Consider the following 24,672-nt stretch of genomic DNA (forward strand, 5'->3'; position numbering starts at 1 on the left):
CAGTCTCTATGTCTCCAGCCGTGTGCCCTGGCGGGTGTCCGCGCTCTCCGCGACGAAACGGAACATCCCGGGTTCCACCTCTTCCAGTTCGCCGGGAATGACGGTTGGTCCGCCCGGCGTGAATCCCCAACTGCGCAGTTCCTCTGGATCCGGTTCACCCGTCGCGGGGTCCAAGTGATCAATCAACAGGAACTCCCAGCGTGCTTGGCTCGTGCTTTCGAGCTCCGCCCACTGGTCGTACGTGACGATTCGCCGTTCGCCCGTCACCTTGGCCAAGGCGACACCAAGCCGCGGTTTGCTCAACATTGCCCGCAACATGTTCCGGTGTGTAGCGGCGGCTCCGCGGAGCCGCCGGTCAATCACGCAGAATCGTCTTCGCGGGGGAGCACACCCCCATAAATCTTCGCCATCGGCAAGCTCACATCGAGTGAGTCGAGGCGAATCTCACCGTTTAGGCCTTCGACCTCACTGAACAGCCAGAATCCGTCACCGTGGCGCGTGTATCGCTCGATACGGGGTTTCTTCTGCGACACGATCAGGTACTCCTGCAGCGAGGCAATCCGCTGATAGCTCTCCCACTTGGTGTCACGGTCGTACGTTGCCGTCGACGGTGAGAGAACCTCCACGATCAACGTCGGATTCAGCAGTAGGTCACGCACCCGTCGCTCTCGCTTCGGAGTGCCGCATGTCACCACCACGTCCGGATAGAAAACCCGCTCCCCCTGCGCCGCCTTGACGTGCGTTCCCTGCGACACGACCCTGCACGGCCCGCCCTCAAGCCGGGACCAGAGCAGCCCGTGGAGGTTGCCGACGATGAGCCCGTGGTCGTACGTCCCGCCCACCATCGCAATCACCTCACCGTCGACGAACTCACTGGGAAACTCGGAAGCCTCTTCGGCCGCGAGATAGTCGTCGAGCGTGATGATCGCGGTGCGCGGGTTCGTGGCCATCGTGTACCTTACAGTCCGCCGATCTGCACCAGGCGCGGCGCGGGGGGCCGGACCATCGCGGCGCGCAGGGCGGCTTCGGACGCGTCGATCTGCACGTCGGAGTCCACGTCGGCGTCAACGATCTGCGTGATGCTTCCCGGCCCGCCCGCGTCGATGGTGCGCGCCTGCTCCTTGGCGTGGTACGACGAGCGCACCAGCGGCCCGCTCTCCACGTGGCCGAACCCCAGCTCGCGCTCGCCGATCTCCTTCCAGCGGCGGAACTCGTCGGGATGCACCCAGCGGTCCAGCGGCACGTGGTGCTCCGACGGGCGCAGGTACTGGCCCAGCGTAACGATGTCGACCGAGGCCTCGCGCAGGTCCTTCATCGACTGGTAGATCTCGTCTTCCGTTTCGCCCATCCCCAGGATGATGGCGCTCTTGGTGAGCTGCGCCGGGTTCATCCGCTTGACCGCGCCCAGGAACGAGATGCTGCGCCAGTAGCGCGCGCCGGGGCGAAGCGCCTTCGCCAGCCGCTCGACGGTGTCGATGTTGTGCGCCAGGATCTCCGGGCGCGCCTCGACCACCACCCGCAGCGCGTCCTCGTTGCCCTTGAGGTCGGGGATCAGCACCTCTACCGAGCAGCCGGGAACGCGCTCGTGGATCTGCCGGATGCACTCGGCGTAGATGGCGGCGCCGCCGTCCTTGAGCTCGTCGCGGTTCACGGAGGTGATCACCGCGTGCTCCAGCCCCATGGTCACGACGGAATCCGCCACGCGGCGCGGCTCGTCCCAGTCCAGCTCCGTGGGCAGGCCGTGGGCGACCGCGCAGTACTTGCAGGCGCGGGTGCACACGTCGCCCAGGATCATGAACGTGGCGGTGCCGCTTTCCCAGCATTCGCCGATGTTGGGGCAGTGCGCTTCCTCGCAGACGGTGTGCAGCCCCTGCGAGCGCATCAGGTCCTTGAGGCGCAGGTAGTTGGGGCTGCCGGGCGCGCGCACCTTGAGCCACTCGGGCTTGCGGGCGCGGTGGGGCACCGCCTCGCCGCCGGTGGGGGTCGGAAGGGTGACGGTGCCCTTGCTCTTGACGATTCCGTTGTCCTTGCCCTGGGGCGCGTAGCCGCGGGCGGGGACGTCGGGCGTGGTGATGGCGCTCATATCACTGCTCCGTGGGGCCGGGCCCCACCGTTTGCCGACGGGTGCGGCGAGGCGGAGCGCGCGTTCTCGCGGCCCCGCCTCCAGGATCACGGCCCGGCGGGCGGCCCGCAAGCAGCGGGCCGGGCCGGGGTTACTGCGAGTGGGGCAAACTAGGGCGCGCTCCGCGACGGTGCAACGTTCCCCCACCCGCCACCACCCGAAGTATACGGGATTCTGTACCCCGATCCGGCGGGACGGGTCGCGCGAAGGGCGCAGCCTTGAGGCCAAGGCTGGCGGGAGCGGGTAAACCCGCCGCTGGGACAGCGGAAAGCCCCGACTCGGGCCGCTGCCGCGTCCCGCTCGGGGCTTCAACCGCACGCACGCTGCACCTGCCGAAGCGTGATTGAATTCTCCCCCTCGCCCGCTTGCGCGAGAGGGGGCGGGGGGAGAGGGCAGCCGGGAACTGCCCGGCCGATCTCCAACCGCTCCAAAGCCCGGTACAGGCTCAACTCACCCACGGCACTCCCCTGATGCACCACACTGGCGCCCTTCCCCCGCGCAGTTTGCGGGGGAAGGGTTGGGGATGGGGGGGCGCCGCGGCATTCACCACAGCAGGTCGTGCCCGCATCGATACACGGAAGCCCCTACTCCCCCACCCGCAGCACCGCCGGCGCCAGCCCCTGCCCCTCCAGCGCCCGCACCGCCAAGCCGATGCGCGGCCACGGCGTGGGTTGCGTCCGCATCACGCTCACGCCCTTGCCGCGGGCGATGCGGTGTACCTCCACGTCCACGCGGTCCAGCGTCGCCCGGAGCGCGGCTTCGGGCAGCTGGCCGCGCTCCACCGCGATGGCCCACGCGTGCGGACGGCGGTCGGGGATGGACGGCGTTCCCCCGTCCGCGGGCGCACGGTGGCAGACCGCAGAGCGCACCATGTCGCCCAGCAGCGCCGACGCGGTCGGCGCGCCCCCCGCGCCGGGGCCGGAGAGCCGCACCCGCCCGTTCCACTCGCTCTCGATCACCACCGCGTTCTCCTCGTCGCGCGTGCGGCCCAGCTCCGACGCGGCGCCAACGAGTACCGGCTCCACGCTCACCACCACGCCCTCCGGCAGCCGCGCCGCCTCCGCCACCAGCCGTGCCACCCCACCCAGCGCGCCAGCGGCATGGGCCAGGCGCTCGGCCCTGTCACCCAGCCCGCGACGCCGCACCTCCAGCCGCTCGGGATCGGCGCCGAAGGCCAGCCACGCCAGGATCCGCACCTTGTCGGCCGCGTCCTCACCGCTCAGGTCGCGCGACGGGTCCGCCTCGGCGAAGCCGCGCGCCTGGGCCTCGGCCAGCGCGGCGGGGAACGTCCATCCATCCTCCAGGCGGCTTAGGATGTAGTTGGTGGTCCCGTTCAGGATGCCACGGATCGACCGGATGCCCGTCAGCGACAGCGGCTCGCGCAGGGCGCGGATCACGGGAACGCCGCCCATCACCGCGCTCTCGAAGTCCAGCCGCCCCCGATGCCTCAGCGCCATCTCCGCCAGCTCCGGCCCGTGCGCCGCCACCAGCGCCTTGTTGGCCGTCACCAGCCGCCGCCCCGCGGCCAGCGTCGCCCGCGCGATGCGGAGCGCCGGGTCCAGGCCGCCGATGGCCTCCACCACGATGTCCGCGTCCGTGGCGAGAAAGGTATCCACGTCCGTCGTCAGCAGCGCGCGGTCCAGCTCGCCGGGCCGCGGGCGCTCGCCGTGCGCCACGAGCACGCGGACGAGTTCGAACCGCAGGCCGTGGCGCGCGCGGATCTCGTCCGCACCCTGGTGCAGCAGGCGGACGAGCTCGCCGCCCACCGTGCCGCATCCGGCGAGCGCCACGCGAACCACCCGCGGGCCGCGGCGGATGGCCGGGATGGGGACGCCGGCGGTCCCGATCTTCAGAGCAGTGCTCATCATCACCTCTCCATCAGTTGTGCGGCGGGTTCCAGCGCTTCGGCCAGGATGCGGGCGGTCTGTTCGGGCTCCAGGAGGAACGCGTCGTGGCCGTGGCGGGAGCGGATCTCCCGGTACTCCGCCCCGGCCGCGTCCACCCAGCTCCGCACGTCCGCATCGCTGTACAGCAGGTCGCCGGGAATGCCGACGCCGATCAGCCGGCCCTGGATGGACTTGAGCGCCGATGCGACGCCGCCCCGGCCACGGCCCACGTCGTGGCTGTCCATCGCCCGGGTGAGCGCCACGTAGCTGCGCGGGTCGAAGCGATCGCGCAGCTTGCGGCCGTGGTGCTCCAGGTACGAGGCGACGGACCAGCCTCCATCCACCTCCCTCCGCCGCCCGAACCGCGACGCCTGCTCGTCCGGCGTGCGGTAGGTCATCATCCCGACCATCCGGGCGATCTCCAGCCCCCGCTCGCCCGCGGCCTCGATCGCCTGCCGCTGGATGTGGTTCCACGCGATGGCGGATGCGGTGTGCGCCGCCGGGGCCGCGAGGACGACAATGGACTCCGCGATCGCGGGGTTCTGGACGGCCCACTCCATGGCCACCATCCCGCCCAGCGATCCGCCGACGGCGAGCGACACGCCCGTGATGCCCAGCTCGCCTACAAGGAGCTGGACGAGGCGGGCCTGGTCGCGCGTGGTGACGAGGGGAAAGTCCTCGCGCCCCGGCTCCCACGGACCCGTGGTGCCGTAGCACGAGCCCAGCAGGTTGGCGCAGAGCACGGCGTGGCGGTTCGTGTCGATCGGCTTGCCAGGGCCGACCACCTCCGTCCACCATCCGCCCGCTGCGTCCGCGGACCCGGTGAGCGCGTGGAAGACGAGGACGACGTTGTCGCGCTCCTCGTTCAGCGCGCCGTCCAGGTGGTACGCCTGCCGAACGTCGTGCAGCACCTCGCCCGACTCCAGCGCAAACCGGGCGACGCGCTGGACGTGCAGCTCGCGGCGGCTCATGCGGCCTCCGACAGTGCCCGCGCGGAGCGGACGACGGTTCCGCCGCGCCCGGAGAGCGGGGCCCAGTACGCGTAGACGCGGAGCGTGACGCCGTGCGCCAGCGCCAGCCGCGCCGCCTCGGCGTGGACGACCCTGGCCCCGGACTCGGCGAGGACCACGAGGCCGAGCGGATCGATCTCGCCGATCCGGCGCGCATCCGCGTGCACGGCGGGATCGCGATCGAACACGGAGGGGACGTCGGTGATGATGTGGCACGGCGCCGCCCCCAGCGCCGCCGCGATCGCCACGGCGGAGGTGTCGGAGCCACCGCGCCCCAGCGTCACCGTCTCGCCGTCCTCCCGCGCGCCCTGGAAGCCGCTGATGACGGGAACGGTGCCCGCTTCGACGAGGGAGAGGATGGGGCGCGGGTCCACGTCCTCGATGCGCGCGCCGCAGAACGCGCCGGCCGCCCACACGCCCGCCTCGCCGCCGCGCAGGCTGCGGGCACCCACGCCACGGCCGCGCAGCGCCGCCGCCAGGAGGGCCGCAGACAGGTCCTCGCCCGTGGCGAGCGCGCGGTCCGCCTCGCGCCCGTCCGGGCGTCCGCCCGGGGAAACGGCGGCGAGCAGCCGGACGATGCGGTCCGTGGCGCCGCCCATGGCGCTGACGACCACCACGGGGCGTCGCCCGCGGCGCAGGTGCGCGTGCACCCGCGCCGCCGCCCGGCGAACGCGCCCGGGCGAGCCGAGCGACGTTCCGCCGAACTTCAGCACCACGATTCCGCTGCTCACAGCCCGACCGCGGCGCGCAACGCCGCATCCAGGTCCGCCAGCAGGTCCACCGCGTCCTCGATGCCGACGGACAGGCGGACGAGATCGGCCGTGACGCCGGCCGCCTCGCGCTCCGCCGGCTCCAGCTGCTCGTGCGTGGTGCTCCACGGGTGGATGATCAGGCTCTTGGCGTCGCCCACGTTGGCGACGAGGGAAAAGAGCTTCACCTCCTCGATCACCTTTTTCGCGGCGTCCTGCCCGCCCAGCACGCCGAAGGTGAGCACCCCACCGAATCCGCCACTCAGGTAGCGCTTCGCCGTCTGGTGCGTGGGGTGGCTCTCGAGGCCCGGGTAGCTCACCCAGCTCACGGCGGGGTGGCCCTCCAGGAAGCGCGCGACGGCCAGCGCGTTCTCACTGTGCCGCTGGATGCGCAGGTGAAGCGTCTCCAGCCCCTGCAGAAAGAGGAACGAGTTGAAGGGCGAGACCGCCGCGCCGATGTCGCGCAGCAGCAGCACGCGCAGGCGGATGGCGAACGCGACGTTGCCGAAGGTGGGGGCGAACGACAGGCCGTGGTACGCCGGCTCCGGATCGACGTAGAAGCCGCGGAAGCGCTCCGACGCGCCCCAGTCGAACGTGCCCCCGTCGACGACCACGCCGCCGATGGCCGTGCCGTGCCCGCCGATCCACTTGGTGGCCGAGTGGACCACGACATCTGCCCCGTGCTCGATGGGGCGGCTGAGGAACGGCGTGCCGAAAGTGTTGTCGACCACCAGCGGCACCCCGGCCGCGTGCGCCACGTCGGCGATGGCGCGGAAATCGGGCACCTCCAGCTTGGGGTTGCCGATGGTCTCTACGTACACGGCCTTGGTGGTCTCGTCGATGGCGTCGGCGAACGCCCGCGGATCGTTGCCGTCCACGAAGCGCGTGGTGATGCCCAGCCGGCCCAGCGTGTACTTGAGCAGGGTGAAGGTGCCGCCGTAGAGCGCGGACGAGGCGACGATGCTGTCGCCCGCCTGCGCCAGGTTCAGCAGCGCCAGCGTCTGCGCACTCTGGCCGCTGCTGGTCGCGACGGCCGCCACCCCGCCCTCCAGCTCGGCGATGCGCCGCTCGAACACGTCGGAGGTGGGGTTCATGATGCGGGTGTAGATGTTCCCGAACTCCTTGAGCCCGAACAGGCTGGCCGCGTGGTCGGGCCCGTTGAACACGTACGACGTGGTGGCGTAGATGGGCACCGCCCGCGCGTTCGTGGCGGAATCGGCACTCTCCTGCCCGGACTGCACGGCGCGCGTGCCCAGGCCCAGCTTGCGTTCGGCTTCGGCGATGATGCTCATGTTCGTGTGATCCCTTCCGGATCCGGGGGTACGAAAAAGCCCGGCCCTCTCCGTTTGTGGAGAGGGCCGGGCGGGTGGAATCGGTGTCCGGGCTGTGCCCGGCGATCCTCGCGCTACCCGTGCGACCTGCGTGCACGTGCGCGCCCGTCCGTCTCTCCCGGGGGGAGGACGCACTGACACATGCACATGCACATCATCACTACGGCGCGAATCGCCATCGGTCTGCCCAATGTCTTTCGTTCAGGTCCCGGGCGGCACCGTGCCGCCGGGCTTTCGAGCATGGCCCCCGCGAAGGGGCCCCGTCGATCCCGTCCTACTGCTCCCAGGGCAGCTCGGCCTTGCCGAAGTGGCCGTAGTTGGTGGTCTTGCGGTAGATGGGCTGCAGCAGGTCCAGCCGCTGGATGATGGCGCCCGGGCGGAAGTCGAAGTTCTCGCGCACGTACTCGGCGGCCGCGCGGGCGTCGCCCGTGCCGAAGGTGTCGACCTTTACCGACACCGGCTGCGCCACGCCGATGGCGTACGCCACCTGCACCTCGGCGCGCTGGGCCAGCCCCGCCTTGACGATCTCGCGGGCCACGAAGCGGCAGAAGTACGCGCCGCTGCGGTCTACCTTGCTCGGGTCCTTGCCGCTGAACGCGCCGCCGCCGTGGCGCCCCATGCCGCCGTAGGTGTCGACGATGATCTTGCGCCCGGTGACGCCCGCGTCGGCCGAGGGGCCGCCCTGCACGAAGCTGCCGGTGGGGTTCACCATGATCCGCAGGTCGTCGTGGTACCAGTGGCCCAGCGCCTCGGGGATGATGGTGGTGGCCACCAGGTGGCGGATCTCGTCGCGCGACACGGAGGCCGCGTGCTGCGTGCTCACCAGCACGTCGGTGACGGCCACGGGGGTGTTGCCCTCGTAGACCACCGACACCTGCGTCTTGCTGTCGGGGCGAAGCCAGTCGACCGTCCCGCCCTTGCGGTGCGCCGCCAGCGAGCGGGCCAGGCGGTGCGAAAGCAGGATGGGAAGCGGCATCAGCTCCGGCGTCTCCGCCGTCGCGTAGCCGAACATGATCCCCTGGTCGCCGGCACCCTGCTCGCCGGATTCGCTGGTGTCCTCGTCCACGCCTTGGGCGATCTCGGCGGCCTGCGCCGACAGGAAGGAGATGATCTTCACCGTGTCGGCGTGGAACGGCTGGTCGGCGTCGACGTAGCCGATCTCGCGGATGGCCTGGCGGACCACCTGCTCGTAGTCGACCGTCACGGACGAGGTGATCTCGCCCGCGAGCACCACGTTGTCTTCCTTGACCAGCACCTCGCACGCCACGCGGCTGGCAGGGTCCTGGGCCAGGTGGGCATCCAGGATGCTGTCGGCGATGAAGTCGCACACCTTGTCGGGGTGCCCCTCGGACACCGACTCGGAGGTAAAGGTGTAGCTTACGGCGGCGGGCGCTTCGATCTCGGTAACCACGGTGCTCATCGGCTCTCCTGCGGTAGAGCAGTGTTGGGGGGTGCGCAAAGGGCCCGCCATCCAGCCGGACGTGCAGGCCCTCGCGACGCTTTAGGCGGATCTTCCGTTACGTGGCGGGCCCGCCAAGCTGTCTCTTCAAAGCGCCCGCCCCGCCCGCGCGTCGCCGCGCCAGGCCGGAATCCAGTGATCTCAAAAACGAAAAAGGGGCCCCGGAACGCGAATGCGCCGGGGCCCCCCGAGCGCTTTAGCACATTTGTAACGCGGAGCAATCGCAACAACTCGCCGCGGCGCCCGTGAAGGCGCGACGGGATGATAGCCACGAATGGCCCGTCGCGCAAGTGGCCGCGGCGAACGACGCTCGGTCCGGCTCGGGCGCGCGGAACGGCCGCCCGCGCGGAACGCGGGCGGCCGTTCCGCGTATCTACCCCGCCGAAACGTTTCCGGTTAGTGTATCCGTCTGTTTGGCTCCCCGGCACCCGGTGCCGGGGCTGGATTGCCACAACCCTGGGACACAATGCGCGACTCCCTGTTTTCCCGCACCGCCGCGCTGGTGCTTGCGACCGCCGCCGCCGGGTGCGCCACCGTGCAGACCAACGACACCGCCCCCGAACCCGCCACGTCGGCGGCCGCGCCCGGCGCCGCCGGAAACCCGCTGCTGGCCGACTGGACGGGCCCGTACGGCGGCGTCCCGCCCTTCCACCAGGTGCGGGTACAGGACTTCGAGCCCGCGATGGAAGCGGCCATGGCGCAGCAGATGGCGGAGATCGACCGCATCGCCGCCAACCCCGCCGCGCCCACCTTCGAGAACACCCTGGCGGCGATGGAAGGCGCCGGGGCTGCGCTGGACCGGGTGAGCACCATCTACGGCGTGTGGAGCTCCACCATGAGCGGGCCGGAGTTCCAGGCGGTGGAGCGCACGATGGCGCCGCGCCTGGCCGCGTTCAGCGACCGGATCACGCAGAACGAGGCGCTGTTCCGCCGCATCGAGGCCGTGTACAACTCGCCCGAGAAGTCCAGCTGGACGCCGGAGCAGCAGCGGCTGGCGTGGGGCTACTACACCAACTTCGTCCGCGCGGGCGCCCGGCTGGACGGCACCGCCAAGGCGCGCATGTCGCAGATCAACCAGCGGCTGGCCGGGCTGTACACGAGCTTCGGCCAGAACGTGCTCAAGGACGAGACGGACCAGTTCCTCGTCCTGCGCGACACGGCCGAGCTGGCGGGGCTTCCGCAGTCGCTGCGCGACGCCGCCGCGGCCGCGGCCACCGCGCGGAACCTGCCGGGCGCCTGGCTGATCAACAACACGCGCTCCTCCATCGACCCGCTCCTCACCTACAGCACCCGCCGCGACCTGCGCGAAAAGGCGTGGCGGATGTTCGTGAACCGGGGCGAAGAGGGCGCCACGGCCAACCACGAGATCATCCGCGAGATCCTGAAGCTGCGCGCCGAGCGGGCCAACCTGCTGGGCTACCCCACGCACGCGCACTGGCGGCTGGAGAACGCCATGGCGGCCACCCCCGAGCGCGCCATGCAGCTGATGGAGGCGGTGTGGACGCCCGCCGTGGCCCGCGTGCGCCAGGAAGTGGCCGACATGCAGGCCGTGGCCAACGCCGAGCGCGCCGGCATCACCATCGAGCCGTGGGACTACCGCTTCTACGCCGAAAAGGTGCGCAAGGAGCGGTACGACCTGGACCAGAACCAGGTGAAGCCGTACCTGCAGCTCGACAAGCTGCGCGAGGGGATGTTCTGGGTGGCGGGCGAGCTGTTCGGGTTCGCCTTCCGCCCGGTGGAGAACGTGCCGGTGTACCACCCCGACGTGAGCGTCTACGAAGTGACGGACCGCGCCTCCGGCCGCCACGTGGGCCTCTGGTACTTCGATCCGTACGCCCGTGCGGGCAAGCGCTCGGGCGCGTGGATGAACGCGTACCGCAGCCAGGAGCGGTACGCCGGCGAGATCACCACCATCGTCTCGAACAACTCCAACTTCGTGAAGGGGCAGCCGGGCGAGCCCGTCCTGATCTCCTGGGACGACGCCGTCACGCTCTTCCACGAGTTCGGGCACGCGCTGCACGGGCTTTCGTCCAACGTGAACTACCCGTCGCTCTCGGGCACGGCGGTGGCGCGCGACTACGTGGAGTTTCCCTCCCAGCTGCTGGAGCACTGGCTGAGCACGCCGCAGGTGCTTCAGCGCTTCGCGGTGCACTACCAGACGGGCGAGCCCATTCCGCAGCAGCTGGTAGACCGCATCAAGCGCGCGGCCACCTTCAACCAGGGCTTCGCCACGGTGGAGTACCTGGCCAGCGCGCTGATCGACATGAAGCTTCACCTGGCCGGCACCGCCGACATCGACCCGCGCGCCTTCGAGCGCGAAACGCTGGCGCAGATGGGAATGCCGCGCGAGATCGTGATGCGGCACCGCACGCCGCAGTTCGGGCACGTGTTCGCGGGCGACGGATACTCCGCGGGGTACTACAGCTACCTGTGGTCCGACGTGATCACCGCCGACGCGGCCGAGGCGTTCCTGGAAGCGCCGGGCGGGCTGTACGATCCGGGGGTGGCGCGCCGCCTTCGCGAGAACATCTTTTCCATCGGCAACACCATCGACCCGGCGGAGGGCTATCGCCGCTTCCGCGGGCGCGACCCGGCCGTGGAGGCGCTGATGCGCAAGCGCGGCTTCGCTCCGCCCGCCGGCAGCCACTGACGCTTGCGGCTCGATGCAGAAAGGCCGGCCATCGCGAGGTGGCCGGCCTTTCTGGTTTCACGCAGAGGGCGCAGAGGGAACGGAGAGGACGCAGAGGGAACCGGCAGCCCCTCTGCGTCCTCTCTGTCATCTCTGCGTCCTCTGCGTGAAACTGTCGTTCAAACGCGGCGCGGGGCGAAGAGTTCCTTGCGCATCACCGCCTTGCGGCGCCATCGTGAGCGAAACTCTCCGACCATCTCGGAAACCATCCCGATGCGCGCACTCGTCCTGCTGCTCGTTCTGTTCTGCACCTCCGCATGCGCCGGCCTGCAGCCAGGCTCGGGCCGGCCGGAGGGCACGTACACGTTCGTGGACCTGGACGGCAGGCGGCCACCGGTGGAATCCGAGCCCGGCGTATTCCTGCACGCCTCGACCATTACCCTGGACGAAACGGGGGAGTTCACCATCACCATTGCCACGTCCACCGGCGCCCCCGACGCGCCCTGGGCCGCGCACGCCGTCACCGGGCGCTACACGGTGGACGGGGAAACGCTCCGCCTGATCGTGAGCGGGGACGAGGAGGGAGTGTCGATCCTGGCGGGCACCTTCGCGCGCGGCGAGCTGCGGCTGCGGAACTCGGATGACGATCCGCGGGTCGCCCGCTTCGTCAGGCGGTGAGCCGGCCTTTGGGTTTCAAGCACAGGACGGCAGAGGAAACGGAGAGGACGCAGAGAAAAGCACGTATTTTCTCTGCGTCCTCTCCGTCATCTCTGCGACCTCTGCGTGAAACGTGGTTCAGAGCCCGGACGTGCGCGCCGTGACCGGGGCCAGCGCGGGAAGGCCGTTCTCCGGGCGGTCCAGGTAGAAGTACGCCGTGCTCGACCAGTCGTCGGAGCGCTCGAACTTGCCGTTCTCCGCCAGGTTCATCTCCACCATCCCCTCCCCCGCGCGGTAGATGCGCTTGCCCGTGCGGATCAAGCCGCCGCGGCTGTGGTCGGCCAGGTAGCCGATCTGCTGCATCGTCACCCGCACGTCGCGCCGAAAGAACACCGGGTCCGGCACGTGGTAGCGGTAGAACGCCCACTGCATCCGCTCCTCGTCGGCGATGGGTGAGCCCTGGTACAGCTGCGCGTACCGCCCCTGGCCCCACGCCGTTCCCACGTAGTCCTCCGTGCCCGTGCCCACCAGCGTGGGATGCTGCGTGTCGCCGTCCAGGTAGATCTTGATCTCGCCCTCGCCCCACCAGGTGTTGAAGTACTCGTCGCGGTTCACCGCCACCCCCACGTTGGTGCCCAGGTAGCGCCCGCGCCCCGAAACGCGCGGCAGGATCTCGTAGTCCTGCTTGAGCCGCGTGGGGCTCTCGCGCCGCCAGTGCGCATGGAAGTACAGCATGTTCGCGGGATGCCGGTCGCCCACGGTGTAATTCACGTCGTAGAACAGCTCCGGGACGTCGGTGCCGCTCTCGTTGGTCATCACGATGCGCATTCCCGTGCGGAACGGCATGGGCACGATGGAGTTGAAGCTGCGCCCCTCGGGATTGCTGAACAGCGCCGACTCGAACTGCGTCTGCCGCCCCAGCCCGATGCCGAAGAAGTCGCCCAGCGGCGCGCTGACCGCCGGCGTGGCGGCGCCGTCCCAGTACATGTCGATGCGCAGGCTGCGCAGCATCTGCGGGCTGCGGTCCCACAGCGTCATCCAGATGCGGCGAACGATGCCGCTGGTGCCCTGCGCCTGCGCCAGCACCACGCTCTGCCCCGCGGGAATGGCGATGGTGGGCGCCCCCTTCCGTCCGCCGGCCGCCATTCCGCCGCGGCCCCGCGCCCCCGTGGGGTTCTCGGGGCTGGCCCACCGCGTTTCCACGCCGTCCTGCATTTCGTACAGCGCCTGGGCCCGGGCCGCGGGGGCGGAGAGGAGAACGGCGAGCGGGGCCAGGAGCCAGCGCCGGGAGAAGGGAGGTTTCATCAGCGTCTCTCAGGAGGACGTAGTCAGCGGAGGGAAAGCGAACAGGGGATGGTAATGCGCGACCGCCCGGCCCGCACTACACCACGAATCGGCCGCTTCCACTCGACAGGGTGTAAACGCATGTCCACCAAGGCTTTGCCCCCTTTGGGCCTGCTTCTTGCGCCCGTGCGGCCCCACCAAGGATCGTCCGCAGCAAGCGCAGGGGAGAACGGCCGTGTCGGTGACCGATCAGAACGAAACCATCCTGGTGGTGGACGACAACCGCGACAACGTCGAAATCCTGCGCGCCTTCCTGGAGTCGCGCGGGTTCACGGTCGCGGAGGCGCGCGACGGCCGCTCGGCGCTGGCCTGCCTCGACGAGGTGAGGCCCGCGCTGGTGCTGCTTGACGTGATGATGCCGGGAATGGACGGCTGGGAAGTGTGCCGCGTCATCAAGGCGCACCCCACCCACGGAAGCATGAAAGTAATCATGGTGACCGCCAAGGGCGCGTTCGAAGACAAGTTCGAGGGGCTGCGCTCCGGCGCCGACGACTACGTGGTGAAGCCGGTGGACTTCAAGGACCTGCTGGAAAGGGTGAACCGCAACCTGGCGGCCAGGGGCGGCAAGGCGTGAGGCTCCTGGGATTTGCGGACGACGAGGCGCTCCGCGCCGCGGTAGAAGGCGCCGCGCGGGCACTGGAAGCCGAGCTCACGCTGCTCTCGCCCGCCGAGGGCGGTTCGTCCGTGCGCGACGACCGCTTCTACGACGCCCTGCGCACCCATCCGGAGGCGGCCGTCGTGCAGTTCCGGCGGGCGCTGCTGGACCGCGCGCGCGAAGAATCGCAGACGCGGGGCATCGCGCTGGTGGCCGCCTGCCGCAACGACGCCGAGGCGCGGCTGGCCACGCGGGCGGGGGTGGAGGAGTGGCTGATGCTTCCCACCACGGCGGAGGAAGTCGCCGCGCGGGTGTCGAGCGCGCTGGAGCGCCTGCGCACGCGTGCCGGCCCCGGCGCCACGCACGAGCGCGCCGAGCACCTGCGCTACGAAGAGCTCCTGTACGACCGCTTCACCGGCTTTCCCACCCTGCCGGTGATGATCGAGCGCGGCCGTGAGATGCTGGAGCGGGGCGGCCGGCTGACCATTCTGTACATCGAGTTCGTCCGCTACTCCAAGCTCGAGGAAATCTACGGCTGGGAAAAGCTCGACGAGGTGCTGCAGAGCACCGCCTCGGCCGTGCGCGACTTCTACGAGCAGTACGACGGCGTCGACGGAGTGGTGATGGTGTCGCACGCGGCGGACGACGACTTCATCTTCTTTTCCGAGCTGCCCGGGGCGCTCGACGACGCCGAACGGCGCATCAACGAGATGGCGCACGCGCTCGAGGAGCACGTGCGCACGCGGCTGGACGCCGAGCAGGGCGAAGACGTGGCGGGGCTGTTCGAGATCTACGTGGGCTCCACCACCATCTTCCGCAACCCCAAGCTGCGCACCGAGCGCATCATCTACCGCGGCATCCGCGAGGCGGCGCAGGCGGCCCGCAGCGTCGAAAGCCGCGAGCGGGCGCGCAAGGTGACGGACCTGAAGACCACGCTCCGCGAGGGCGCCGTCTACATCGTCTACCATCCCATCGTCGTCACCGAAACGCGCGAGGTGTACGGCTTCGAGGCCCTGGCCCGCGGCACGCACCGCGCGCTGCGCTCGCCCGAGGTGATGTTCGGGGTGGCCGAGGAAGCCAACCTCATCTGGGAGCTTTCGCGCCTGTGCCGCCGGCGCGCCATCGAGGGGATGGACGCGCACCTGAACGAGAACCAGCTCCTGTTCCTGAACATCGACCCGCACGACTTCCGCGACCCCACCTTCCGCTACCTGGACCTGGATGAGCTGGGCGTGGAGCACCCCGAGCGCATCGTGCTGGAGATCACGGAGCGCACGGCCATCACCGACTATCCCACCTTCCAGGGATACCTGAAGGAGTTCCGCGACCGCGGCTTCCGCTTCGCCGTGGACGACGCGGGAAGCGGCTACGCGGGGCTGGGGAGCATCGCCAACCTGGAACCGGACTTCATCAAGCTCGACATCTCGCTGATCAGCGGCATCGACGCCAACTTCATGAAGCAGAACCTCGTGGAGACCATGGTGTCGTTCGCCAACGACCACGGCATCAAGGTGATCGCCGAGGGGGTGGAGCGCGAGGAAGAGTACGAGACGGTGAAGCGGCTGGGGGTGCACTTCACGCAGGGCTTCCTGTTCCACACGGCCGGCCACGGCGGCGTTCCGCTGATGACCACCACCTGAGCGTAGCGCTTCAGGCGGGAAAGCGGGGGATCACACGAAGGGCGCGGGGGAATGGTTCCTCCGTGCCCTTTCGTGTGAGATGCAGTTGATCAGGGCGAGACGATGGCGGCTTCGGTGACGATGGCATGCATGGGTGCGTCCCACGGATCGTGCGGGATCGCGGGGAACTCCTGGATCGAGAAGAACAGGCCGCAGCGAAAGCCCCGCCACTCCGGATCCGCCAGCAGGCGGTCGTAATACCCGGCGCCGCGGCCCAGGCGGTTCCCTGCGCGGTCCCATGCGAGGCCGGGGATCAGCGCGGCATCCACAGCCGCCACCTCATGCACGGGGCACGCGTCCACATCGGGCTCGCGGATGCCGTATCGTCCCGGACGCAGGCGGTCCAGCGCATCTACGACGTGCAGCGACAGCCGCCGGTCCTCCAGGCAGCGGGGATAGACGAGCGTGATCCCGCGCCGCGCCGCCTCGGTCGCGATCGCATCGGTCCCCACCTCGCCCGGCATGGACGCGTACAGCATCAGCACGCGCGCGTCAGCGACCTGAGGCACCTCCCACACCCGCCGTGCGATCTCCACCTCCGCCGCCGCGCGCTCCTTGGCGGAGAGCGCCCGCAGTCGCCCGCGCACCTCCCGCCGAACGCCGTCCTTGGTCACGCCGCTCCCTCCGCCAGCGCGACGGCGACGGAAGCCGCCACCGCCGCGTTGTTCAGCAGCAGCCCGACGTTCGCCTCCAGCGAGCGCCCGCCCGTAGCCTCGGCCACCGCGCGGAGCAGGAAAGGCGTAACCTCCTTGCCTCGGATCCCCGCCGCCCGCGCGCCCTCCAGCGCACTGGCGATGGCGCCATCCACCTCGTCGGCCGCCAGCGCGTGCTCTTCCGGCGGCGGAACGCAGAGCAGCACGGCGCCGGGGAGCCCCAGGTCGCGGTGCGCGCGCCAGAGCGCGGCCGCCTGCGCCGCGTCGTCCACGCGCACGTCGACGGGAATGCCGCTGCGGGGCGAGTAGAAGGCGGGCAGCTCGTCCGTCCCGAATCCGACGAGCAGCACGCCCGCGGTTTCCAGCGCCTCGCGGGTGGCAGGCAGATCCAGCACAGACTTGGCCCCGGCGCACACCACCAGCATGGGCGTGCGGCCCAGCTCAGTGATGTCGGCGGATACGTCGCGGTCCTCGCCCCGGTGCACCCCGCCGATGCCGCCGGTGGCGAACACCTGCACGCCGGCCCGGTGCGCCAGCCACATCGTAGCCGCCACCGTCGTCGCGCCATCGCTCCCCCGCGCGACGGGCACCGGCAGGTCGCGCGTGGACAGCTTCAGAACGCCGTCCGCCATCGCCATCCGCTCCACCTCGTCGCGGGACAGGCCCACGCTCGGCACGCCGCCCAGCACGCCCACCGTGGCGGGAACCGCGCCCGCCTCGCGGACGCGCTGCTCCATGGCGAGCCCCACCTGCAGGTTGCGCGGCCGGGGCAGCCCGTGGGCGAGCACGGTGCTCTCCAGCGCCACCACTGCCTGCCCGGCGCCAAGCGCCTCTGCCACCTCGTCGGACGTGCGGATCATCGCGTGCTCGTACTTGGGGATGCGGACCACGCAAGCAAACTAGCGACCGAGCCCGCCCGCGGCACGAATCCGTAACCAGAACGCAAACCTGTCATCCTGAGGCCAAGCCACTCCGCACCCGCACACCCACGCCACCACGCGGGCCGAAGGATCCAGCCCGGGGCACGAACAAGCCAGGGCGGCAGCGGTCACTGAGCCCGAGGCCTCGGCTGCCGTGGGGCCCTCACCCGGCCGCGCTGACACGCGTGCCACCCTCTCCCACAAACAGCGTGGGAGAGGGGGTACACTTCGAGAATTTCGAGCGGGGGTGAGCGGGGCGCATCAGGGGAGGCCCGGTGCGCGGGCCGGCGCCCCCCATCCCCAACCCTTCCCCCGCAAACTGCGCGGGGGAAGGGAGCCAGTCGAGTACACGAGGCCCGCTGCCGCGCGATTCAGGTCTCCCCCTCCCCTGCGAAGCGGGGGGACGGGGGCCGGGGGAAGGGGGGCTCCATCAGCATGCGAGGCACCCTGTCGAACCGCGGTCGAAGTTCTCCCCTCTCCCGCCTGCGGAAGAGGGGCCGGGGGAGAGGGCAGCCGGGGAATGCGCCGGACCAGCAGAGACGCAGCCAACCTCGCCAACCCCGCACCGCGGCGTACGCCATCACCTATCGAACCACAACGCAAACCCACCCGCCCCCCACATCTACAAGCCTCGCACAAGGTCCACGTCTTGCACCGGTACGCGGCTCCAACTGGCCCTGAACCGAGGAGAGTGCCAATGAATCACGTAGATCTGACCGGCCTGCGAGTGGCGGTGCTCGCCGCCGACGGCTTCGAGCAGGTAGAGCTCACCAGCCCGGTCGAGGCCCTGGAGGCGCACGGCGCCGAGGTGGAGATCGTGTCGGTGCACCGCGGCCGCATCCGCGGGATGAACCACATGTATCCGGGCAAGAAGGTGTCGGTGGACCGCACCCTCAAGACCGCCGACGCCGAGGACTACGATGCCGTCCTCCTCCCCGGCGGCCTCGCCAACCCCGACACGCTGCGGCAGGATGAGCGCGCGCTGGACTTCATCCGCGCCGCCGACCGCGCGGGCAAGCCCATCGCCATGATCTGCCATGCGCCCTGGCTGCTGATCTCCGCCGGGCTGATGGTGCGCCGCAACCTGACGTCGTGGCCGGGCATCCGCGACGACGTGCGCAACGCGGGCGGCGCCTGGAGCGACCTGCCCGTGGTCCGTGACCGCAACTGGGTGTCCAGCCGCGGGCCTCACGACCTGCCGCAGTTCAACCGCGCCATGCTGGAGCTGTTCGCGGAACGCGCCACCGTGGCGCCGGCCCACCCGGCCGAGCATCGCCAGGAGCGCGGCGGCCTTCCCGTCGGGCGGCTGCTGCTGGGCGGTCTCGCCGTGGCGGGTGTCGCCTGGTTCCTCAACCAGCGCAACGAGGAGCACGTGGTCGAGTACGTGGAGGTGGTGGACATGACGCCCGACGATGACGCCACCATCGAGGACCGCTACTACCCCGAGGACGACGACTACGAGAGCGCGGGCGACTTCGCGGGCGGCATGCCCTACCACGAGGGAGTCGAGTACTCCGCGGCGCGCGGCGGCGCAACGGCGGGAGCAGCCGGCGGGAGTGTCGGGCTGTCGGGCGGTGGCAGCAGAACGAGCGACGCCGGCCTGGGCTACCTGGGCGGCAGCGAGGATCCGGCTCCGGCCCGCGAGCTGGGCCACGGCACCGGCGGCTCGGGCACCACCCTGCGTCCCCCGTCGCTCTAAGGCGCATCGCGGGATGACCGGCGGGGGCGGCCAGCATGGCCGCCCCCGCTTTCGCATCCGTCCAGTTCCCCACGCCAGCCGTGGCGCATAGCTTACCCGCATGCCGATCGCCGAATCCCTCTACACGCTCGCGCTCCACGCCGCGCGGCCCCTGCTTCCGCTCGCGGGGCGCGGGAGCGGCAAGCTGGCGCGCAGCATCCGAGGGCGCGCGGGCGTGCTGGGCCGCATGCAGGCGTGGGCGAGGGAGCATCGCGACCCGGCGCGCCCGCTCGCGTGGTTCCACGCGCCCAGCGTGGGCGAGGGATTGCAGGCCCGCGCGGTCATCGAGCAGTCCCGCGCGCTACGCCCCGACGCGCAGGTGGCCTACACCTTCTTTTCCGCCTCCGCCGAGCGGTTCGCCCTCTCCGTGGACGCCGACTTTGCCGACTACCTGCCCCTGGACCTGCGCCGCGACGTCGTCACCGCGCTGGATGCGCTGCGGCCCGATGTGATCGCCTTCTCCAAGACGGACGTCTGGCCCGTTCTCACGCGCGAGGCGAAGGCGCGGGGCGTTCGCCTGGCGATGCTCAGCGGCACACTGCCCCAAGCCTCCAGCCGGCTGCGCGGACCCGCGCGGGCACTGCTCGCCCCGGCGTACGCGCGGTTGGACGTGGTAGCCGCCATCGCCCCCGCCGACGCGGACCGCTTCGGGCTGCTGGGTGTGCCCGCGGAGCGGCGGCGGGTGATGGGCGACGCGCGCTTCGACCAGGTGTGGGCGCGCGCGCAGGCGGCGGACCGCGACTCGGCACTGCTCCGCCCGTTCCGCGGGTTCGACGGAGTGACGCTAGTCGCGGGCTCCACCTGGCCGGCCGACGAGGAGAAGCTGGTCCCCGCCGTGGCTGCGATCCGCCGATCCGGCCGGCGCGTGCGCCTGGTCCTGGTCCCACACGAGCCGACGCCCACGCACCTGACGCGCACCCGCGATCTCCTGCGTCAGCACGGTTTCGATCCGGTCCGCCTCCTCTCCGAGGTGGAAGCCGGCGCCGATGCGGGCGAAACCGTGCTGGTGGACCGCGTGGGCGTGCTGGGCGACCTGTACGCGCTGGCCGACGTTGCCTACGTGGGCGGCGGATGGGGGACGGCGGGGCTGCACTCGGTGCTGGAGCCGGCCGCGTTCGGCGCGCCGGTCCTCTTCGGACCGCGGCACTCCAACGCGCGCGAGGCGGCCGAACTGATCACGGCCGGAGGAGCCCTGTCACTGCGCGACGACGCGGTGGCCGCCGCCCTGCTCCCCCTGATCGAAGACGAACCGGCCCGCACCCGCGCGGGACAGGCGGCGCGCGCCTACGTCCAGCAAAACCTCGGCGCCGGCGAACGAGGCGCGGCGATCATCGACGGGCTCCTCCCCCGCCCCACGCACGGCTGAGGATGGGCGGCGCGGAACCCAAGGCTGCCGGCGCATGCCAAGGGAGCCCCCTCCCCCCGGCCCCCGTCCCCCCGCTTCGCAGGGGAGGGGAGACCTGAACCGCGCTTCGGCTGACACTGGCGCATGCCGCGGCCGCCCCCCTCTCCCGGCCTCTCCCCCATAAACCCCATGGGGGAGAGGAGAATTCGTTTGCGCGCTGGCTGGCCGCGCGCACTCGACTGGCTCCCTTCCCCCGCGCTGTTTGCGGGGGAAGGGTTGGGGATGGGGGGCGGCCGAGGCATGCGCCGGCCCTCGTCGAAACGCCACACGCCCTGGTGTGTACCCCCTCTCCCACGCTGTTTGTGGGAGAGGGTGGACGAGCATAAGCGAGGACGGGTGAGGGCCCCACGGCAGCCGAGGCCTCGGCTACCGTGACCGCTGCCGCGCCCGGGCTTGTTTCCCTTCCGCGGCAAGATCCTTCGGCCCGCATGGGATGGTGTACGGGCAGGTGCGGTGCGCCTGGGCCTCAGGATGACAGAAATCCCGCGGCTCGCATCTGCGAGCCGCGGGATCTTCATTCATCCAGCGAGACCGATCAGATCGTCGCGATCTTGGGGTTGCCGGCGACCTCCACCGTCTGCGACCCCTGCGCCGCCAGCGACACCGGCGACGGAAGCGCCGGGAAGGTGGCCGCGTACCACGTATAGCAGACGGTGAACAGCCCCAGGAAGCCCAGCGCCACGCCGATCTCCGGCAGCCCGATGCCGATGGTGCCCCACTCCTCGGCCATCCAGTAGTTGGGCGTGGCGATCAGGAAGCGCTCCAGCCAGTGGCCCAGCAGAATGATCACCGCGAAGCCGGCCAGGATCCCCGGCACCTTCTTCACCGAGCGCGCCAGCAGCCCGAAGAACGGCAGCACGAAGATCATCATCACCGCCGCCAGCACCAGCGGCGCGAACGGCCGGTGGAACTTCAGCACGAAGTAGTTCTGCTCCTGCGGAAGCAGGCCGTACCAGATCACCACGTACTGCGACCAGTTGATGTACATCCAGAACACCGAGAACGCGAACACCAGCTTGCCCAGGTCGTGGAACTGGCGCTCGGTCACGTACTCCTGCAGCCGCAGCGGCTTGCGGTACAGCACCACCAGCAGCGCCGTCATCGCCAGCGCCGAGTGGAAGGCGCTGATGAAGAACGCCACCGGGAACATGGTGCTGAAGAAGTGCGGCAGCGTGGTCATGCCCACGTCGATGGCGATCAGCCCCCAGAAGACGGCGAACGCCAGCGCCAGGATCACGCCGATGAAGAGCCCGCGGTTCTGCGACTCCTCGGCGATCTGTTCGATCGACGCCCCGGGGCGGCCCTTCAGCCAGCCGTAGGCGAAGCTGCGGCGCCCCGCCCCGTCGATGCCGTGCACGTCGGCGCGCAGCTGGTGCCGGGCAAAGGCGAACGCCAGCCCGTACAGCACCAGCAGGGCGACCACGTCGCGGATCATCATCCCCGGAAAGCTCAGCCAGGCCGCCTTCTCGTGGAGGATGGGGTCCGCCGCCACCGGGTCGTGCCCGCCGTGCGGCAGCCAGTGGTGGAAGTAGACGTTCTTCCCCCCCAGCATCATGGGGATGAACAGCACGAACGACACGGGCAGAAAGGCGATGCCACCCAGCGGAACCCGCTTGATGGACCAGGCCCAGCGCGCGTTGGTCAGGTGCAGCGCCACGGCGAACATCACCATGCCGATGGCCACCGACGACCAGAACATCCAGTTGAAGTGGAAGGCGCTCCACGCCCGCTCGTCCGGCGACAGGAAGAACGCCGCCACCCCGATCGCCGCCAGCACCAGCCCCAGGACCAGGGCCGTGCCGGGGGCCGCCGCCGTGCGCAGCGGAATGTGGGATGGATAATCGCTATGCGAAGACATCTCGTCGGCTCGTCAGGGGGCTTCTTGAGTGCTGGGTGCCGCCATCTGCGGCGACGCCGGCTGCGTGCCCGCCGAGGGCGCCGACTCCGTGGGCCGCGCCGTGTCGACGGCCGCGCCCACGCCCGACACGTTGGGCGGCGGGGCCTGCGTTTCCAGGCTGCCCTGCAGCTGGCGCACGTACGACACGATGGCCCAGCGGTCCAGGTGCGTGATGCGGGCGCCGTACGGAGGCATCAGGCCGCGGCCCACGTCGATGACGGCGTAGATGTAGCCGTCGCTGCGGCCCTGCGTGGGGCCGGCGTTCAGCGCGGGGGCGAACGGGAACTTGTCGGCCCCGATCACCGGCCCCTTGCCGTCGCCCAGCGCGCCGTGGCAGGCGGTGCAGTGCTGCTCGTACATGGCCTTGCCGCGCGCCAGCACCTGCGGGCTGCGCGTCAGCGGGTTGCGCAGCAGCGGGGCGATGGAATCCAGCTGCGTCTGCGAGTAGCGGCCGGGCACGTCGCCCAGCGGGTGCACCGTGGGCACCGTGCCGGGCACCGGCTCGCGCACCATCTCGTATGGGTCGGGCACCACGTCGTCGCGCATGGTGGAGAAACCGGGCACCTTGCCCGCGGCCATGTCCAGGTCGTGCCCCGCCCAGTCGGTGCAGGCGGGAAGCGCCGCCACGAGCGCGGCCAGGCCGGCCGCGTGCGCGCCGCGCCTGAGCTTAGCGGTGGTCAACGAGCACCTCCTCGGAACCGCTCTCGTTCATGATCCGCTGCACGTCGCTGTACCGGTCGCGGGGAGCGTGGGCGAACACGCCGAAGTTGCCCGCCGTGAACGACGGGTGGTACAGGGGCGCCTCGGCCGGCCCCAGGTGCGGCAGGCGGCCCAGGATGAACAGCCCCGCCACCGTGCTGAGCGCGCCCAGCAGGATGGTGAGCTCGAACATGATGACGCTGAACGCCGGCAGCGACACGATGCTCTTGCCGCCCACGATCAGCGGCCAGTCGATGGAGGCCCAGGTGGCCAGCGCCGTGCCGGCCGCCGTCCCCGTGAAGGCGCCCATCAGGGTGAAGATGCGCACCGGGCTTTCCTTGGTGCCCAGCGCCTCTTCTACCTCGTGGCGCGGCGTGGGCGAATACACCGTCAGCTCGAAGCCCTCGGCGCGCAGGCGCCGGATGGCGTCCGTGGTCGTGTCCAGGTGCGGAAACACGCCCAGGACACCCGTGGTAAGCTTGCTCATCGAACCTCCCGCTCCCGGTAGCCGGTGGGCAGCGTCTCGGTGGTCATCTCGTGCTCGTCGTGCGCCTGGTGGTGAGCCCCCGCGTGACGCATGGGCGGCGGCAGCACCTCCTTGATCTCGGCGATCGACAGCCCCGGCAGGAAGCGCAGGAAGAGAAGGAACCACATGAAGAACCAGCCGAAGCTGCCCAGCAGCAGGCTCGCGTCCACCCACGTCATGTGGATGTTCCAGAACTTCCACGGCTCGTAGCTGTGGGAGAGCGACGGGGCGATGATCACGAAGCGCTCGTACCACATCCCGATGTTCACGAAGATCGTGATGAGGAAGAACGCGTTCAGGTTCTGCCGGATCTTCTTGATCCACAGGAGCTGCGGGAGGATGGCGTTGAAGGTGATCATGGACCACCCCGCCCACCAGTAGTCGCCCGTCACGCGGTCCCAGAACACGTCGCGCTCGTACAGTTCGCCGCTGTAGTAGGCCATGAAGTACTCCATGCCGTAGGCGTAGCCCACGATGCAGGAGGTCAGCAGCAGCAGCTTGGCCAGCCGGTCGTAGTGCAGCGGGGTGAAGTACGCCCCCAGCCGGAAGATGCGGTGCACCGGCACCATCAGCGTCACCACCATCGCCACGCCCGAAAGGATGGCGCCCGCCACGAAGTACGGGGCGAAGATGGTGGTGTGCCACCCCGGCACGATGGAGACGGCGAAGTCCCACGACACCACCGAGTGCACCGAAAGCACCAGCGGCGTGGCCAGCGCGGCCAGGAACAGGTACGCCCGGGTGAAGTGGCGCCACTCGCGGTCCGTCCCCCGCCACCCCAGCGCCAGCACGCCGTAGATGCGCTTGCGCATGGGGTCCGTGGTGGCGTCGCGCGCCGCGGCGATGTCGGGGATCAGGCCGATGTAGAAGAACACCGAGCTGACCGTCAGGTACGTGGTCACCGCGAACACGTCCCACAGCAGCGGCGACCGGAAGTTCGGCCAGATGCCGCGCTGGCTGGGAAGCGGCAGCAGCCAGTAGAAGAACCAGGGCCGCCCGATGTGCAGGAGCGGGAAGAGCGCCGCCGTGAGCACCGCGAACACCGTCATCGCCTCGGCGAAGCGGTAGATGGCCTGCCGCCAGGGCGCCCGGAACAGGTACAGGATGGCCGAGATCAGCGTTCCCGCGTGGCCGATGCCCACCCAGAACACGAAGGTGGTGATGAGAACGGCCCAGTTCTCACCCACCATCCCCAGGCCGTAGATGATGTTGTGAAGCTCGGCGAACACCAGCAGGCCCACCAGCGACACCGCCATGGCCAGCAGCGCCACGTAGCCCTTGCCGGGCTTCGTGAGCAGCCGCATGGAGTCACGGTTTACCTGCTCGTACGACTCGACGTGGGGGTGGAATACGGAGCGCGTCACCGTCTGCAT

General features: G+C 70.3%; 21 protein-coding genes. 6 read left to right on the forward strand and 15 right to left on the reverse strand.

Features of this window, described 5'->3' with window-relative positions; genetic code table 11:
- Positions 1-6: 6 nt before the first annotated feature.
- The 8 genes from VGB24_RS07865 to metK all read right to left on the reverse strand — a co-directional run bounded on the left by VGB24_RS07865 (position 7) and on the right by metK (position 8,518).
- Positions 7-276: a hypothetical protein gene (locus VGB24_RS07865; protein ID WP_331072390.1), complete on the reverse strand. Its 270-nt coding sequence runs from the start codon at positions 274-276 to the stop codon at positions 7-9.
- An 83-nt stretch (positions 277-359) separates the two neighbouring features.
- Positions 360-950, reverse strand: coding sequence for a Uma2 family endonuclease (locus tag VGB24_RS07870; RefSeq protein ID WP_331072391.1), 591 nt, complete (start codon positions 948-950; stop codon positions 360-362).
- A gap of 8 nt (positions 951-958) precedes the next feature.
- Positions 959-2,083, reverse strand: a complete 1,125-nt coding sequence (gene lipA, locus VGB24_RS07875; protein ID WP_331072392.1) for a lipoyl synthase — start codon at positions 2,081-2,083, stop codon at positions 959-961.
- Positions 2,084-2,706: 623 nt separating this feature from the next.
- Positions 2,707-3,990, reverse strand: a complete 1,284-nt coding sequence (locus VGB24_RS07880) for a homoserine dehydrogenase (RefSeq protein ID WP_331072393.1) — start codon at positions 3,988-3,990, stop codon at positions 2,707-2,709.
- Entirely contained in the window at positions 3,990-4,979 is a 990-nt protein-coding gene (locus VGB24_RS07885) for a homoserine O-acetyltransferase family protein (protein WP_331072394.1), read from the reverse strand. The genes VGB24_RS07880 and VGB24_RS07885 overlap by 1 nt, the downstream gene beginning before the upstream one ends.
- Positions 4,976-5,749 carry a hypothetical protein gene (locus tag VGB24_RS07890; RefSeq protein ID WP_331072395.1) on the reverse strand — a complete coding sequence of 258 codons (774 nt, stop codon included), beginning with the start codon at positions 5,747-5,749 and terminating at the stop codon, positions 4,976-4,978. Before VGB24_RS07890 ends, VGB24_RS07885 begins: the two co-directional genes overlap by 4 nt.
- Positions 5,746-7,059, reverse strand: coding sequence for an O-acetylhomoserine aminocarboxypropyltransferase/cysteine synthase family protein (locus VGB24_RS07895; RefSeq protein WP_331072396.1), 1,314 nt, complete (start codon positions 7,057-7,059; stop codon positions 5,746-5,748). Before VGB24_RS07895 ends, VGB24_RS07890 begins: the two co-directional genes overlap by 4 nt.
- Positions 7,060-7,372: 313 nt before the next feature.
- Entirely contained in the window at positions 7,373-8,518 is a 1,146-nt protein-coding gene (metK, locus tag VGB24_RS07900) for a methionine adenosyltransferase (RefSeq protein ID WP_331072397.1), read from the reverse strand.
- 505 nt (positions 8,519-9,023) lie between these two features.
- Here metK and VGB24_RS07905 point away from each other — a divergent pair.
- Together VGB24_RS07905 and VGB24_RS07910 are read left to right on the forward strand one after the other, a co-directional pair.
- On the forward strand, positions 9,024-11,207 hold the full coding sequence (locus VGB24_RS07905) for a M3 family metallopeptidase (RefSeq protein ID WP_331072398.1): 2,184 nt from the start codon (positions 9,024-9,026) through the stop codon (positions 11,205-11,207).
- 252 nt (positions 11,208-11,459) lie between these two features.
- Positions 11,460-11,864: a hypothetical protein gene (locus VGB24_RS07910; protein ID WP_331072399.1), complete on the forward strand. Its 405-nt coding sequence runs from the start codon at positions 11,460-11,462 to the stop codon at positions 11,862-11,864.
- Positions 11,865-11,981: 117 nt separating this feature from the next.
- Here VGB24_RS07910 and VGB24_RS07915 read toward each other — a convergent pair whose 3' ends face one another.
- On the reverse strand, positions 11,982-13,148 hold the full coding sequence (locus tag VGB24_RS07915) for a glycoside hydrolase family 172 protein (RefSeq protein WP_331072400.1): 1,167 nt from the start codon (positions 13,146-13,148) through the stop codon (positions 11,982-11,984).
- Positions 13,149-13,362: 214 nt separating this feature from the next.
- Between VGB24_RS07915 and VGB24_RS07920 the strand changes: the two genes are divergently transcribed.
- Both VGB24_RS07920 and VGB24_RS07925 read left to right on the forward strand, forming a co-directional pair.
- Complete coding sequence (locus VGB24_RS07920) at positions 13,363-13,761, forward strand: response regulator (protein ID WP_331072401.1); 399 nt, start codon at positions 13,363-13,365, stop codon at positions 13,759-13,761.
- Complete coding sequence (locus tag VGB24_RS07925) at positions 13,758-15,422, forward strand: EAL domain-containing protein (protein WP_331072402.1); 1,665 nt, start codon at positions 13,758-13,760, stop codon at positions 15,420-15,422. The genes VGB24_RS07920 and VGB24_RS07925 overlap by 4 nt, the downstream gene beginning before the upstream one ends.
- 89 nt (positions 15,423-15,511) lie before the next feature.
- Here the strand turns inward: VGB24_RS07925 and VGB24_RS07930 are convergent, their stop codons facing one another.
- Both VGB24_RS07930 and VGB24_RS07935 read right to left on the reverse strand, forming a co-directional pair.
- The gene (locus VGB24_RS07930) at positions 15,512-16,075 is read right to left on the reverse strand and encodes a 5-formyltetrahydrofolate cyclo-ligase (RefSeq protein ID WP_331072403.1); all 564 of its coding nucleotides are present in this window, start codon (positions 16,073-16,075) and stop codon (positions 15,512-15,514) included.
- On the reverse strand, positions 16,072-16,974 hold the full coding sequence (locus VGB24_RS07935; protein ID WP_331072404.1) for a pseudouridine-5'-phosphate glycosidase: 903 nt from the start codon (positions 16,972-16,974) through the stop codon (positions 16,072-16,074). The genes VGB24_RS07930 and VGB24_RS07935 overlap by 4 nt, the downstream gene beginning before the upstream one ends.
- 757 nt (positions 16,975-17,731) lie before the next feature.
- On the opposite strand from VGB24_RS07935, the gene VGB24_RS25445 reads away from it, so the two are divergent.
- Both VGB24_RS25445 and VGB24_RS07945 read left to right on the forward strand, forming a co-directional pair.
- Complete coding sequence (locus VGB24_RS25445; protein ID WP_331072405.1) at positions 17,732-18,733, forward strand: type 1 glutamine amidotransferase domain-containing protein; 1,002 nt, start codon at positions 17,732-17,734, stop codon at positions 18,731-18,733.
- A 100-nt stretch (positions 18,734-18,833) separates the two neighbouring features.
- Complete coding sequence (locus VGB24_RS07945) at positions 18,834-20,138, forward strand: 3-deoxy-D-manno-octulosonic acid transferase (RefSeq protein WP_331072406.1); 1,305 nt, start codon at positions 18,834-18,836, stop codon at positions 20,136-20,138.
- Between the two features lie 574 nt (positions 20,139-20,712).
- Here VGB24_RS07945 and VGB24_RS07950 read toward each other — a convergent pair.
- From VGB24_RS07950 to nrfD, 4 genes are read right to left on the reverse strand one after another with little or no spacing between them, the layout of a single operon-like run.
- On the reverse strand, positions 20,713-22,035 hold the full coding sequence (locus tag VGB24_RS07950) for a hypothetical protein (protein WP_331072407.1): 1,323 nt from the start codon (positions 22,033-22,035) through the stop codon (positions 20,713-20,715).
- A gap of 12 nt (positions 22,036-22,047) precedes the next feature.
- Positions 22,048-22,755, reverse strand: coding sequence for a cytochrome c (locus tag VGB24_RS07955; RefSeq protein WP_331072408.1), 708 nt, complete (start codon positions 22,753-22,755; stop codon positions 22,048-22,050).
- On the reverse strand, positions 22,742-23,260 hold the full coding sequence (locus tag VGB24_RS07960; RefSeq protein ID WP_331072409.1) for a DUF3341 domain-containing protein: 519 nt from the start codon (positions 23,258-23,260) through the stop codon (positions 22,742-22,744). Before VGB24_RS07960 ends, VGB24_RS07955 begins: the two co-directional genes overlap by 14 nt.
- The gene (gene nrfD, locus VGB24_RS07965; RefSeq protein ID WP_331072410.1) at positions 23,257-24,672 is read right to left on the reverse strand and encodes an NrfD/PsrC family molybdoenzyme membrane anchor subunit; all 1,416 of its coding nucleotides are present in this window, start codon (positions 24,670-24,672) and stop codon (positions 23,257-23,259) included. The genes VGB24_RS07960 and nrfD overlap by 4 nt, the downstream gene beginning before the upstream one ends.

This window comes from Longimicrobium sp. (assembly GCF_036399935.1).
Lineage (GTDB): Bacteria > Gemmatimonadota > Gemmatimonadetes > Longimicrobiales > Longimicrobiaceae > Longimicrobium.

Excerpts from the sequence above, each read along its gene's own strand:
- VGB24_RS07880 (WP_331072393.1), bottom strand. The coding sequence starts at position 3,990 with ATGATGAGCACTGCTCTGAAGATCGGGACCGCCGGCGTCCCCATCCCG.
- VGB24_RS25445 (WP_331072405.1), top strand. The coding sequence starts at position 17,732 with ATGAATCACGTAGATCTGACCGGCCTGCGAGTGGCGGTGCTCGCCGCC.
- VGB24_RS07945 (WP_331072406.1), top strand. The coding sequence starts at position 18,834 with ATGCCGATCGCCGAATCCCTCTACACGCTCGCGCTCCACGCCGCGCGG.
- VGB24_RS07870 (WP_331072391.1), bottom strand. The coding sequence starts at position 950 with ATGGCCACGAACCCGCGCACCGCGATCATCACGCTCGACGACTATCTC.
- VGB24_RS07895 (WP_331072396.1), bottom strand. The coding sequence starts at position 7,059 with ATGAGCATCATCGCCGAAGCCGAACGCAAGCTGGGCCTGGGCACGCGC.
- nrfD (WP_331072410.1), bottom strand. The coding sequence starts at position 24,672 with ATGCAGACGGTGACGCGCTCCGTATTCCACCCCCACGTCGAGTCGTAC.
- VGB24_RS07950 (WP_331072407.1), bottom strand. The coding sequence starts at position 22,035 with ATGTCTTCGCATAGCGATTATCCATCCCACATTCCGCTGCGCACGGCG.
- VGB24_RS07905 (WP_331072398.1), top strand. The coding sequence starts at position 9,024 with ATGCGCGACTCCCTGTTTTCCCGCACCGCCGCGCTGGTGCTTGCGACC.
- VGB24_RS07935 (WP_331072404.1), bottom strand. The coding sequence starts at position 16,974 with ATGATCCGCACGTCCGACGAGGTGGCAGAGGCGCTTGGCGCCGGGCAG.
- VGB24_RS07910 (WP_331072399.1), top strand. The coding sequence starts at position 11,460 with ATGCGCGCACTCGTCCTGCTGCTCGTTCTGTTCTGCACCTCCGCATGC.
- metK (WP_331072397.1), bottom strand. The coding sequence starts at position 8,518 with ATGAGCACCGTGGTTACCGAGATCGAAGCGCCCGCCGCCGTAAGCTAC.
- VGB24_RS07960 (WP_331072409.1), bottom strand. The coding sequence starts at position 23,260 with ATGAGCAAGCTTACCACGGGTGTCCTGGGCGTGTTTCCGCACCTGGAC.
- lipA (WP_331072392.1), bottom strand. The coding sequence starts at position 2,083 with ATGAGCGCCATCACCACGCCCGACGTCCCCGCCCGCGGCTACGCGCCC.
- VGB24_RS07915 (WP_331072400.1), bottom strand. The coding sequence starts at position 13,148 with ATGAAACCTCCCTTCTCCCGGCGCTGGCTCCTGGCCCCGCTCGCCGTT.
- VGB24_RS07885 (WP_331072394.1), bottom strand. The coding sequence starts at position 4,979 with ATGAGCCGCCGCGAGCTGCACGTCCAGCGCGTCGCCCGGTTTGCGCTG.